The organism is Paenibacillus sp. LT-B23, assembly GCF_059417685.1.
Window position 1 is genome coordinate 1 of sequence record NZ_JBSQBM010000036.1, and the last position, 13,977, is coordinate 13,977.

Annotated in this window: 11 protein-coding genes; 2 read left to right on the forward strand and 9 right to left on the reverse strand. The window is 38.3% G+C overall.

The window, feature by feature from the left end:
- The 4 genes from ACWXW9_RS27550 to ACWXW9_RS27565 form a co-directional block, all read right to left on the reverse strand.
- Nucleotides 1-449 (reverse strand): tyrosine-type recombinase/integrase (locus tag ACWXW9_RS27550; RefSeq protein ID WP_494931983.1); only part of this gene is annotated, 449 nt, incomplete at its 3' end.
- Between the two features lie 160 nt (nt 450-609).
- Nucleotides 610-1,353 carry a transposase gene (locus ACWXW9_RS27555; protein WP_494931984.1) on the reverse strand — a complete coding sequence of 248 codons (744 nt, stop codon included), beginning with the start codon at nt 1,351-1,353 and terminating at the stop codon, nt 610-612.
- 135 nt (nt 1,354-1,488) lie between these two features.
- Nucleotides 1,489-2,004: a DUF1643 domain-containing protein gene (locus ACWXW9_RS27560; protein ID WP_340959166.1), complete on the reverse strand. Its 516-nt coding sequence runs from the start codon at nt 2,002-2,004 to the stop codon at nt 1,489-1,491.
- A gap of 139 nt (nt 2,005-2,143) precedes the next feature.
- Nucleotides 2,144-3,382, reverse strand: coding sequence for a site-specific DNA-methyltransferase (locus ACWXW9_RS27565; protein WP_494931985.1), 1,239 nt, complete (start codon nt 3,380-3,382; stop codon nt 2,144-2,146).
- A gap of 326 nt (nt 3,383-3,708) precedes the next feature.
- Between ACWXW9_RS27565 and ACWXW9_RS27570 the strand changes: the two genes are divergently transcribed.
- Together ACWXW9_RS27570 and ACWXW9_RS27575 are read left to right on the forward strand one after the other, a co-directional pair.
- Nucleotides 3,709-3,948 carry a hypothetical protein gene (locus ACWXW9_RS27570; RefSeq protein WP_494931986.1) on the forward strand — a complete coding sequence of 80 codons (240 nt, stop codon included), beginning with the start codon at nt 3,709-3,711 and terminating at the stop codon, nt 3,946-3,948.
- Nucleotides 3,949-4,098: 150 nt separating this feature from the next.
- The gene (locus ACWXW9_RS27575; protein ID WP_494931987.1) at nt 4,099-4,662 is read left to right on the forward strand and encodes a hypothetical protein; all 564 of its coding nucleotides are present in this window, start codon (nt 4,099-4,101) and stop codon (nt 4,660-4,662) included.
- 798 nt (nt 4,663-5,460) lie between these two features.
- Here ACWXW9_RS27575 and ACWXW9_RS27580 read toward each other — a convergent pair.
- The 5 genes from ACWXW9_RS27580 to ACWXW9_RS27600 all read right to left on the reverse strand — a co-directional run bounded on the left by ACWXW9_RS27580 (nt 5,461) and on the right by ACWXW9_RS27600 (nt 13,976).
- A complete protein-coding gene (locus tag ACWXW9_RS27580) occupies nt 5,461-7,473 on the reverse strand; it encodes a hypothetical protein (protein WP_494931988.1) in 2,013 nt (670 codons plus the stop codon).
- 14 nt (nt 7,474-7,487) lie between these two features.
- Nucleotides 7,488-7,658, reverse strand: coding sequence for a hypothetical protein (locus ACWXW9_RS27585; protein WP_494931989.1), 171 nt, complete (start codon nt 7,656-7,658; stop codon nt 7,488-7,490).
- A gap of 81 nt (nt 7,659-7,739) precedes the next feature.
- Entirely contained in the window at nt 7,740-8,885 is a 1,146-nt protein-coding gene (locus ACWXW9_RS27590) for a ParB/RepB/Spo0J family partition protein (RefSeq protein WP_494931990.1), read from the reverse strand.
- 118 nt (nt 8,886-9,003) lie between these two features.
- Nucleotides 9,004-12,384: an RNA dependent RNA polymerase gene (locus tag ACWXW9_RS27595; RefSeq protein WP_494931991.1), complete on the reverse strand. Its 3,381-nt coding sequence runs from the start codon at nt 12,382-12,384 to the stop codon at nt 9,004-9,006.
- A gap of 515 nt (nt 12,385-12,899) precedes the next feature.
- Complete coding sequence (locus tag ACWXW9_RS27600; protein WP_494931992.1) at nt 12,900-13,976, reverse strand: hypothetical protein; 1,077 nt, start codon at nt 13,974-13,976, stop codon at nt 12,900-12,902.
- Nucleotide 13,977 lies beyond the last annotated feature (1 nt).

Consider the following 13,977-nt stretch of genomic DNA (forward strand, 5'->3'; position numbering starts at 1 on the left):
AGCTTGATACCAACCAATTCGCTTACTCGTATCCCTGTTCCTATCAGTAATTCAATCATACAGATATGCATCCGATTGCCCATACGGTGAATTTCATTCCGTAGCTTCCACAAATCCTTTTCCTCAAGACCCTTATACTGCCGAACGACCTTGTTCCTGACTGCTTCGATATGTATTTCTTCCTTAATATAGCCTTGTTGATGCATCCACTTTGCAAACACGTTGATACTGGCGATCTTACGGTTGATGGTCAGTATTGCTTGGTTGGTGCTTTGCAGATATTTCTTGTATTCTACCCCATCCAATTCAATCCACTGATCCAATCCATATTCCGTCTTGCCCCGATACCACGCTATGAACTGTAACACGTCCCGAATATAGCAGGAAACCGTGTTCTCGCTCCGATCCTTGCTCCGTAAATGTGCTTCAAACCCTTGAATATACTCCATATTCGCCTCCACCCTTCGCTTTGTGTGTCACATCATACCGTTGATGTGGGGCAAAGTCCACCGTTTGCATAACCTATCTTATGCACTGATTCTGGCTACTTTTGAGGCTAATTCAGGGCTGAAACTGGCGTTTATCTATACAAATATTGACGACATAACGTTATGGCTGTGAATCATCTGGCTCCATATATCCTTCCTCAATCTCGACCGATTCCTCAATAGCTTCATAGTCGGCATCCACCACATCCGCTTCGATCATATCCAGAAATAGCTGCTTGCGTTCCTGTTCCAGTGCTTTCGTATTCACCACCAGCTCACGGCGATCATTCCACTCGTTGGGTGCGCGGTTTTTCAAATAGAAGATCATCGCTGTCGGATTGGGAGGCTGATATCGTTTCACTTTCTCAATGCGCGTCTTCTTTTTTCCATTTTTGTCCTCTTCGATAATCGTTTTAATTTCTTCATATTCATACCCTGTAGCTGCTTTTAAAAGTGAATTTTCCACGTGTGAAATAGGGACAGATCTGCTCCATTTGACTAGTTCAGCCAGCATCGGATGTTTATCTATGTACTCGTACCAAGTCGTTTTACCTATGTCGAGTTTCCTGATAATGTCTTCCGCGTTCATGCCTTCTTCGAACCACTGTTGAATCTCCGCTAATCGAGGATATACATGGGTTTCCCATTTGGTTGGACGTTCCAATGCTTCAGCAAATTTCGGATGTTTCCTGCGATAATCGCCTAATGTCCAAATATGAATATTCAATCGCTTAGCTATCTCTTCATCTGTGGCTCCTTCACGTACCCAAATGGGAATATCCCTAAGTCTTGGCACAACAAATTGATCATACTTGGTTAATATTTTAGGTTTGTTCCTTTTGGGATTGTTATTGTTATTACTCATTCTGCTCACCTCCAAAAAAAAGAAGTCCGTGCAAAATTACACAGACCTACTTACAAAATTACCGGAAGAGACCAAGATAATTTCTCTTCACTAAATATTCAAAAGACGTTGTAAAATTCATTAATGTCTTTATTCTTAAACTCTTGGTCTAATCCTGATTTTCTTCGTTAATTTGAAATCCTGAAGAGGACTATCTATACTAATATATAAAGGATGACGAGGGTCACCATCAGCTAAAATTGCTAAACATTTTAACTTGTAATTTCCAAGTAATGAGATTAACTCATTATCTTGATTTCTCTTATGAGTTTTTCCGTTAGACCCCCAAGCCGCTATAATCAAATCTGCTCGTTTCAATGCTTCACCAATGTAGTTCAAATTTTCTGCTCCTATTGCAATTTCCTTCTCTAATTTTTTCAAAACTGAAGGATTCGTTGCTCTATAAGCAAAAAGATTCACTACTTCAAAAGAGCCATATCCCCATTTTTTTGTAAATCTAATACATGCCTCAATAGTTGGATCATCATCTTGGTGATCAGCTGTACTTGGATTAAGCATAATCCACAAGGCACTTGCTTTATCCTCATCCCATTCCCTTCGTAGTAAATATCTATACTGTTCTGTAGAGTCAAGTTCAGCAGTCTTTTTCATATTATCTCCTCCCCGCTATTTATACCTCAATTATAAGCAGGAGGGAGCAAGATTACGATTCTCGAAAAAACTGATTGATGGAGATTAGGAACAACATTTCCTATGAAGACTATAGGGAGATATCATGAAATCTTAATTTTCAAGGCTGAATGATTTCATGATAGTCATATCGCTTGCCCTCCCGAATTAAATACACGCCATTATCGCTACCAACGTGGGCAATATATCGCTTCACAATCACATCTACATATTTGGGATCAAGCTCACTCGTATAGCAAATCCGATCCGTTTCCTCACAAGCAATCAACGTTGAACCTGAACCACCAAATGGGTCAAATACGATATCACCAAGCTTGCTCGAATTTTTAATTGGGTAGCTAATCAATTGAATCGGCTTCATCGTGGGATGATATTCATTCCGGAAGGGGCGATCAAATTGCCATAATGTCGTTTGCTTACGATCACTGTTCCAGTAGTGTCCACTTGTCGGCTTCCAACCGTATAATACAGGTTCATGCTTCCAGTGATAATCTTGTCTACCCATTACCATTGCTTGTTTAGCCCAGATACAGCATTGTGCTAGTTTAAATCCAGCTTCGATAAATGCCTTCCTAAAATTCAAACCTTCACTATCTGCGTGGAATACATAAATGCTTGCTCCATCATCTGCTACTTCAAACATTCGAGTATAGGCATCCAATAGAAAATCATAAAACTGGTCGTTATCCATCTTATCGTTTTCAATTTTCAATGCATCCTTCGTCTTACCCGTATAATCGACGTTATAAGGTGGATCAGTTACAATGAGCTGAGCCTTCTTACCATCCATCAATGTTGTAATATCCTGCTGATTAGTCGAGTCTCCACACATGAGCCTATGCTTTCCAAGTAGCCAAATGTTACCTTTACGAGTGATCGGATGTTCAGGGAAAGCTTCTTTGACATCGAAATCACCTTCCTCATCCACAGATTCTTCATGTAATGTATCCAACAACTTCTCCGCTTCAGACCAATCAAAGCCCGTTAGCTCAATATTATAATCTGCTTCCTTCAACTCATCTAATAATGCAGCCAATGCTTCAAAGTCCCATTCCCCTGTAATTTTGTTAAGCGCTATGTTCAAGGCTTTTTCTTTCGACTTATTCACATCGACTATGACGCAATCAACTTCATCGTATCCAAGTGCCTTCAACACTTTGGCACGTTGGTGACCTCCCACAATAGTGTAATCACTGTTACAAATAATCGGTTCACAATAACCAAATTCCATTACACTATTCCTGATCTTTTCAAACTCTGGATCACCCGCTTTTAAATCCTTCCTTGGATTATATTCGGCATGTACCAGTTGATCGATCTTCAATTTCATCCATTTCATTTATAAAATTTGCTCCTTTATGTCTACAGCTTTCTCATTGTTTCTGGCGTTTTTTATGTATGGTATGGGCATTTCTACGTTTACGAATTCGATTTCCAATCCGGCTCATTCTCCTCTCACTCAGAATTACAGTGAAGAATATGCTAAGCCAAATACAGATTTCTATAGCTAATGCTAGTAACAATATAATCATCCTAATTTCTCCTCTCTAAATGAAAAAGGAACCCTAGACCATAGCCAGAGTTCCCTTGTGTAATATGTACTTTTAAATTTTCAACATTGTGTCACGTGACACATTTTTATATACACAACCACGTTTTGCATTTTTGAGTAAGGACGGCATCCTGCATCTTCATGACGAAGAGCATGCCGCACAGCACGGCAAGTATGTACAAACGAGTCTGACGCCAACTCATCGCGACACTGCCGATTCTCAAACTGCTCGCAGCAGAGCTTCCGACATGAATCATTTTCCCGGTTCATCCGGGGCTTTATGGCACGGCGGCAAGGAACCAGTTAATCAACGGAAACATGAACAGCCTGTGTGGAACCCTTGCGCGGTTTAATTCCGAAGCGTGCCATATTAGGATAATGGAATCATTGTCCATTTTTTTGTTGAACAATTACAATAAAAGACTTATAATGTAAATGTGTATAGCTACCTGTAAAAAAACTTTATTGATCATGAATACTCTAATAGTTTCTATACATACTGGTTGATTGATAAAGTATACAGGAAAAAAATCAAAGAAAGTGGGCTTTTGAGTATGAAAAACATTAAAAAAGCTTCATTATTATCTGTTTTGTCTTTAGCTGTTGCCATTCCATTAACTGCTTCTGCCGCAGCCACTACGGAAGTTACACCAGCTACAACTGATTCAGCAGCAGTTTCCCAATCTGCAAACACATCGACTGATGTGACTACACCAACAGCAGGGGATCATGTTATCACTCCTCAACAAACGATGTCTGTGTTTGACACAACATTATCCGGTCAAACACAGACATCGTATTTTTCCATTCCTGCGGGATTGGGTTATGTTAAATTATGGGTAAGGAATACAGGTAGTGAAGCGATTAAATTCGCCGTACACAAAGGCTCAGCTAGTGGTTCGATTATGAGTGGAACTGAAGTAAAGATAGCTCCCGGAGACACTTTTAGTTGGATTAGCAGTTCAGCTTGGCCTACTGGCGAATTTTATGCTACTTATAATACGAGTAATACTAAAATGTCAGGTCAAGCTTATGGTAAATTAGGCTCGTCAAGAAGTGAATTGTAATTCAAACATGCAAGTGTTGTAAACTGATTTAGTATTGAAGTGTATGCCCCTGCTGCATAGTTTTATAGATGTAGTAAGGGGCATTTATTGTAAGTAAGGATAACTCTAAAAAAGTGAGCATTTCAAAGAATGTGCATTGCCAGCTACTTCATTTGAAGATATTTTCTTAGATGACCGTTTGACGGCCATTTTCGGTAATCAGTAAAATGATCTTGTCATTCCTCTCTAGTAACTAAGTACAAATGCTTTTATGCAACTTTAAAATTTTGCAAATACCAGTCCATATTCAACAAGATAAATTTGAATATGTAAGGAGAAAATTTTAAATTAAGCAACCTGACCACAACCACAAACGAATAAGTGTCTTGGGCATGAGGTTAACATCATTTCTCCATTTCATCCTTTCTAAGTTTAGGCTACATTCCATGGACTGACCCCAGTTCCCCCTATAGATTGAAAAGTAGGGTCACGTCAATCCATCATGTTCAAAAAAATAAAATGAAGACAGCCAACGATGTTGGATGGCTACGGAAAGAAATAATTTGTTTACAAATTTTTGTTGACGGTTTCTTTTGATCTTAACGTTTGTACCCACATAAGGGGAAACTCTCTCACCATCTCGATAAAAACCACTTCGCTACGCTTCGTAATCGGTATTCATCGACCTGCCGCCGTTTCCCCTCTTGCCTTCGGCAATTCACCCTTTTGCGGCTCATTTTGGACACTTTATTTGCAAATTTATCATAAGAGGAAGAAATCTTCCCTTAATATTAGGGAGAAAATCTTCCTTTGGAACTACTACAATAGTTTACGATAATGCTCGCTAACCACATGATCGGTGAATGCATCTTGATCCACCAGCATAAACAACCAATATTGTCGTCCAACTTTTGAGGTTCTTTCAAATAGCAATATATTATGATTCTTTAACTCACTCAAAATGAATTGCTTTCTATTCCCGTTCCAATTATCTCTAAACCACTGATATAGTGCTTTTCCACCTATTTCCTTAGCGGTAAGCTTGATATTCTTCTTGCCCACCATGAGCTTAACCATTTCGATCATTTTCTTGGAACAAGCTTTCTTAAATCGAAGTTCATTATGTAGTTGATGCATGTTGATTCGTTCATCCGGCAATCTAAATTCTTTTTTCATCAGCGTTAACCATTCTGTCCGTTTCGAGTACATCACAATATCCACTTCTTCGCTTAAATTTACATTGCGTAGGGATGTTCTATGAATAATTTGGGAAAGATTAGCCAGCACATCTTCTATATATAGTTTTTGTATTCTCTCATCTGTAAACCAGTTTCCTTTATTTCGATTCTCATTTAAGGATATATCGATGTCTACACCATACATGGCTACCGCGATTTCCCGATAATGCCTAGGAGGGCGAATGGGAACACCAAACAAGGCCATTGCATTAAAGCTAGAAAAATCATTATTACCTACCACATTGAAAAGATGTTTCCTCATATCATCATCTGACTTCTGCTTGATGGTGAAAAATTGCTTGAGCTGCTCGTCCGTAATTACACCCTCAGCGTGATAAAATGCGATATCATCCTGCTTAGGTAATGCAATCATTTTGAAACTGGGACGTTTTTCTTGTAGTTTGCTTTGTATCTCCAAGAAATCTCCTGCTATCGCTTCCTTGACTTCTTTTAGTTCACGGTAAGATAATGTTGTGGACGTATTTATATTTTTCCATCGAATATTCAACCGCTCAGCATATCGATGAACATTTGTCATGGGGATCAGTTCAAATCCAGAACGTTCATATATACTGTGGCTGATATGTGCTGTCCCGTCTAAAATCATCATATGGGTATGTAACCGACCATAGTCCAGCCACTCTGAACAAATAATAGCTTGCTTATTCGTTCGTTCTATACAGCCGATATGATCCTTTGCATACATCTTCATAAACCACGTATATCTTCTCATATCCTCAAGTTCACCTTTAGCATCAGCCAATTTAGCCAGGATGGTATTGAAGAACCGTTCTCTTTCTGAACCCTCTATAAATCGATTCAATCGTAATGTTGAATGGGAAGTTACATTGTCCTTTAATTCCAAGTTGATCAACTCACTCAGGATATCTCTAGCTTCCTTAAATTCATGATTACTTAAATGAACACGATCTGCCAAATGCTCAAACCAGTCAAATGAATTGTCTTTACTGCCAATATCCCAGACACAACTGTCGTAGTAAATGGGCATCTCGTCTATGATCACCAATCGTTTCCACTTATGTACTTCTTTAAGTTGAGCATCATCTTTCGTATTCTTAGCTCGCTGCGGGTAATATAATAAATAGTTATTCATGTTCTCATCATCTAACATCAAATCTCGAAGTCTTTGCTGAGGAATACATATAATTTGATATTTTCTCATGGTATCTATCATTTTATAAATCTCATCAGAATTGACATATGCAATGGCATCTGGTATTTCATGTTGCTTGGCAAATTCAGATACATCCTTATATACATTATTCTTCATCGTGTCGTTATTATTAAACACAAGCAACAGCGGATACTTTTCATGTTGATTTGAAGCATTTTTCTGTAATAGACTCTTGCATAGAACATTTAATGCTGTACTTTTCCCTGTACCTGGAGCAGAATTAACTACCCATGACAAATAGGATTCTTCATTTTCAGATTCATCCATATTCATTTGAAATCCCTTATGTATAAACCTTGATAATGCATGATATGTCGCCATAAATGCCTCTTCGTGGAGACTTTTCATATGCGAATGAGAAATATAAGCTTCCAGATCGCCCCAATGATTCACTGCCAAATCAGATTCACTCCTTATATTTTCGGTTTCTTAATTTCTTCTAAAGCCTGTTGAAATTCTTCATTAATAGCATACAGCCAAAATTTTTGATGCTTATCAATCGTCAAAGCGCGAGTAATGTACCGGATATTTTTATCCTGTAATTTCCTCATCACTTGACCATCGTAACAATAAAAATAGCTCATTTAGATTCACTCCTCTCATTTGTGGATCATGTCACACAAGCGCCCGTGTTAACAGGCGCTATATGTGTCACGTGACACCATTTACTCCATGGCCAGCAATTCATCCAGTATGTCATCCATTGAAACATGATTCTCTTTGGCAATATGATCTAATTGTTGCTTATAAAATTTGATTTCTTCCGTTAACGTTCCCAATGATTTTCCCTCTAAAGCATCGCTATAATTTTTACATCTTTTCAATTCATCTTGAAAGCTATGTAAATTCCATTTGTCTTCGATGTTGGTATCAGAGTAAAAAAGTTCATTTCGCATCTCATCCCAAAACTTCTCAACCATCCACGGCCTGAATTCGGAATCAAAATGATCTTTATTTTTTTCCAAATCATAAACAACTGCAAAATCAATATCTTCTTCTGTTATGTTGGAGATATGAAGATGATTGACAATACAATCCATTTGAGCGGTTAAAGCAAACCCTCGATTTGTAGAAATAACTACAGAGCCAAGTCCCGTATAATTCAAAATAGGCGAGATGATTAAACCGTAATGCCAATCATCCACCCATCTCTTGACTTCGTTTACGGTTAGCTTTTCTTTTTTTATGTCATGCTTCTCCCAAAAGGAACTATGAAATTTCAGTTGATAGTTTTCAAAATGACTTTCTTCTTTCTGTGAACCGTCTTCATGAATGAATTTTGATGTCGGTTTGTTTTTTAGCAATCTGTTCAAAAACGATTCCATTTTCAATAGTTGCTTGGCATGACCGTCCGAAATATACCCCTCTGCAATCCAATAGTGAATAAAAGGTAATAGTTTCAATAGTCTTAAGCGGCTTGTAACAAAAGCTCTGTTTTTGCTAACCTTTTTGGCAATTTGTTCATGCGTGTATCCTCTTTGTACATACTCATAAAATGCATGAGCTTCTTCAATAGGAGTCATTTGCTCCCGCTGGATATTTTCGATGACAGATAGATGAAAAGCTTCCTCATCGTTTAATTCCTTTACTTTCACTGCAATCGTATCCAGTCCAGCCATTTGACTTGCTCGATATCTGCGTTCCCCTTGAACAATCTCATACTGACTTCCCTGTGGTCTGACCAATATAGCTTCCTGTAATCCATCGCTTACAATGGATGCTGCAAGTTCCTGCAAAGACTCTTCATCAAAATGCTTGCGTGGCTGATTCGAGTTGGTAACAATCTGGCTTAATTTTAATGTGGTGTTCAATTGATAATATCTCCCTTATGTTTGGATTCGTATATAACGTTCTGGTTGTTACCCAAGCGCCCGTGTTAACAGGCGCCTATCATGACACACTATGATTCAATTTATCCGATATGGACTATCACCTTAAAGCTTGATTCGTTACTTTTTCAATCCTGATAAATTCAATTGTCGCTCCGCCAAAATCCAGTAAGGATAACCCCTCATCTCGACGAATGGCCTGATCTCGTGGAATTATACATTTCCTTTCTCCATGCTCATCTACAACATGAACATAGCGGTACTCGACCACCTTAATCTGTAATTTCTTGCCCAATACCCGGTCAGCAACTAACTGCGATTCTTCCTCCGACTTTTTTAAAGTGCTGAAGCCAAGCGGATAATTCCTCAATATTCGTCTTGTACTTTTCTCATCCAACAGAGAAGGCGTATTACTAGTTTGTACTACGGTTTCTCTTTCAGCTTCATAGCCAATAAAGAATTGTCCCATGATCTCAAATAACGAATAAATACCGTCCAGCACATGAAATGGAAACTCCAGATCATCTATTGTAGCGATGCCAGCTTGAATGATAAGCTCCTTGCCTTCTACATTCCGATTCGTGAGCCGGTTCACCTTTCGTACTTCCCTCTTTATGACATTTTCATGTAGCTTTAGATTTTCTAATAGCCCATCTACAAACAGCCATGCAAAGGAGTACGTTCCATATTTCTGATAAGCGATCTCCACAGCAGCACTTGCAAGTATCGAAGGATAAGGGCAAATCTCCTCACACTGAGCCTTGTACTTCTCTCTTAACTTGGCGTATTCAGCACTAATAGCTTTCCGAGTTTCATTGTCTCGTTCCCATTTTTTCAGTTCATTAAATTGCTTTTGGCGATGATTAACTTGGTTTTTCTGCTTATTGTATTTTTTATACAGTGGCTCAATACAGGCTAGATAGCTCAGAAACTTAGGCTGGCTAACCTTCCTCATATCCTGTAACAGTTGTCTCGTACTCTCGATACTGAAAATAGACTGATCCAATTTCCCATCTTTCATGTTAAACGTGTCATCTATGTACTTTTCTGCCTTGACACAAAATTGATTAAACGGCGATTTTGTCGAGTACTGATAATCCTCTGCTTTGCCACCATTAACAAAACGAAAGAAATATGGCATCTGGATAGCCAGACGATCCAGCACATATGGAATCTCTACTTCCAGCCCATTTTTGGTCGCATCAATGATTTGACCTTGGAGAAATTTTAAAACTGAGTTTTCCAAAACGCGTGCTTGAAGACTCCCTTCCTCCAAAGCCAGATTCTGAAAATACGTATTCACATTCGTACATCTGCCCGTCAGGTTATGTAGACTTTTCAGCTCCATCTTGACGATACTGTCCATATTATTCGGTACAGGAGCAGCTACTTTTTTATCATCTTCATTGATGATCGTAGGAGCGTCAATCACTGCCTTGAGTATAGTTGGATCGTTGGTACAGAGAGCCGTATCTCCGTCCACATCTCCTAGTCCGAGCCTTGCCAGTGTTAAATCACAACAGTTCAAAACAATCACATTGTCCAAATGACGCATATATCGGTTATGTACTTGTACAAAATCTAGCTTGCCAACTTCATTAAATATCGTTAACGGTGAACGGAACAGAGCATGCATTCCACATTTCCGATTCATGTAAGCTTGGTTCTTCTCTAAAACACCTGTAACTGGTTTTCCGCTGGTATGCTCCATAAACGCAATCGGATCATTGGTTAGATAAAAGTAGCTACCGCGAATCGGAATACGACCTTTCAACATACCCTGTACTTTCAGCATGGCTTGCTTCACGATGAATTTGCGGACGTTTCCGTCATATAGCATTAGTTCATTCAAATCAATAGCTTGGATGATTTCATTTATAAATTGTTTTTTTTGACCCCGTTCTATCTCATCTTCCTGTTCGTCAGGTTCATGATCTTCATCCTTAGGTTCATCATCTTCTTGGACTAGCATATGTAGGAACGCTTTCGTGTACGCAATATCTCGAAGCCACTTTCCATGGATGTCATTCTTTTGTCCATGTAAGACTCGCTTGATGACATCCATTAGAGGCGTAGCTAATTGAAATAAGTCGTTCAATGTGAGATTCAGCGCATGAATATATTGGTAAGTCAGTGGTGTATATGCGTTCATCTGGTATGCTGGCTTCGCATAATTGGCGATCCAGAAATTGTTATGATTATGTACTTTCAGTAATGCTTCGTATTCCGTTATATTTTCAAACAAACATTTAGGTTTAGCTTGTTCCTCATTGTATTGGTGCCATGCTTTAAAACAGGACTTGGTGAGGATGAGATCAATAGGACGACCCTCTATGTCGATGATCGGCTGTGATTCATCGAAAACATCTTTTATTTCTGTCACGTTGTTTTCCTTGAACCATTTCATAAGATCGAAACGGATAAAGTTACCTTTGATATATGGAAGTCTTCCCTGAACTGCATTAGGTGAGTAGGATAGGTTCAGGTATTGTCCAATACGCTCTGCAAACTGGAAGCTCATTAAACCTTGACCATCGAAAAACTGAACATTCTTATTTTCATACTGTGGATATTCCACTCGCTTGAAACCGATGGACTCCTCATTGATCTCTATAATTGGGATTTCTTCCGTTTGTTCGATGAAATAGCAAGGGTATAGTTCGTCATTATACATAACCGAGCGAGCAGGGGAAGGAATTGCTTCTAGCTTCACACGACGATTCTGTTTATTCCATCCATTGAATGTTTTATAGTCTTTTGGATCGGGAACAGACTTCGTGCGACCATTCCACGGGATCGTTTTATTCGGTATACGGTCTAATTTATGTAATCGTTCCTTTGATGGCTTCAATTCTTTCTTCGCTTTGAAATATTCACGTTGTTTCATCTTTTCATCGAATATCAACTTCTGCTGCTTCAAATCTTCAACACACTTTTCCACTTTCCATACATCCTCGACGATTTCATTCTTTTCATAATCGGGAATGACGACAATACGAGGAATATATGAAACTGGCTGTGCTGCCGAACGACTTACACCCAAAGCTGCTTCCCACTTATGGATGTTGGTGAGTGGTGGCATTTTACCGAGTGTAATGCGTCGATAAAGATCAGCAACATACTTTTCCTGGATAAATTCTGTTCGCTGTGTACGTCCCATGGCAGGTGACTTGATCGAACGAACATATTTCCTTCCATTATAGTAGATACCCTCTCGTAACATGCGTTCAAACAAGGCAAGTTGAGATGGATCGTCTTCGTCAATTTGATCAGCTTTGAGCATAAAGATCACTTCGGTAACATCGGTGGAATGATCACATTCTGCTACGACTCGTTTGAGTTGATCGAGATAGATGCTGTTCGATACGGTGATGGTACGTGTGCTGGATTGCAGTGCGTTAAGTTGGTCGCCTACATAAGTAATCTCGTTAAAGTGGAACAGTTTGATTTGGTATTGATTTCGTGTTGAATTAGTGGGCAAATTTTGGCCTCCTGTTTAATGGTTTGGGTGATTAACTCAATAACTGTGAACGAGTCAGTTCTGATAGGCATTGTTTCTGTATAAAAAAAGAAACAAATGTTCGTATATAGTATATCGAATATACGTTCCTATCGCAAGAGTAAGATTTGAGAATATTTTTTGCAGTGGATGAAAGTTTCTTAGGGAAAGAAAAAAGAACCGAAGACGATATGTCTCGGCTGTCAAAAATGTAGATGAACAAATTGAAATTACACACTTCTCTTTCACACCTAATTAGAGCAACGATTAACAAAACCAATCTCACAAATGAAATGTGAATAAGCTTATGCAGAGTACCTACTCTTTTACACCATTTTGATATATTATATTGAAATTTGAGTGTCCAAACGAAATAGCATTGCTCAAGGTTACATGTGCCAATTCGATTTAAACATTTAAAAAATGTGGAAATGATTATCGCTCAACGAATAAGGATTGTATTCTATAAGTAAATAAACATTGAAGGGCCAATCACGTTAGAGTGATTCTTTCAATCGGCTTATATATGCATCGTCAATCTCCTCAGATGAAACCAATTGGTAATGTTTCTCTTCAACAATTCTTGCATTATAATCTTCGCAATTCAGATGAAACATGCATATACTTTTATCATCCATAAATTGTACTGCAATAGGAATACAGATCAGGTTTGGAAATATAGATTCACAGTAAGCAATATCTTGGCTTAGTTGCACAACTCCTATTTTATCGCTACCGCCTTTTGCTTGTACAGGTATAATAAAATGTTGACCTTTTTTATTTACTCCAACATATACCTCATCAATTTCTATCTGCCCAATATCCTTAACCTTAGTCCTTAAATGATTCTGTAGTGAGTAGGTTGTTATCCCTAGAAAAATATCTATAAGTCTATTGTATCTGACTTTACTTAATAATCCTTGTTCATCAGAAAGACGATACCGCTCCATAATTTCGGGAGTGTTATCGGGTATTCTAATTTTTTGCATTGCACGATTCGGTTCTACAAAAGGAGTGTGACTTAATTTAAATGCATATTTTGCATCACCTTTACCAATTATAATCCATGCGGCACCATTCGGAGCAGTAATAGCAATCGGTTGAGGCATTTCCTTACGATATCGAAAATTATATAAAACATCACCAGCATTCTTAGGAATAGCTATGCCTAAATGCTTAGCCGTATTAATAATTTCATCTCTTGTAAATTCTATAAGTTCTCTGCCTGAAGCAAATTTATCAGTAAAGATTTTTATGATTATTTTTGAATATCTATTCACATGATTTAATTTAAAACAAAATTTACTTGTGCCAACAATACTCCATGTCGCTCCTTCTGGTGCTGTTTCAGTAATAGCAATCGGCATGTTACTTTGATCACGAAAGTTAGTAAGCACATCGCCGACTTTTTTAGGAATAGTTATTCCTAGTTTATTAGCAGTTTCAATTATGTCGTCTTTTGTAAACTCTATACGTTCTAATCCTTGAACAAATTTATCGTAAAAGATTGTTGATACAAGCTCCGAGTATATATTTTCATAGTTAGTTAGTCCATTGTCTTGTTCACCCGCCAAT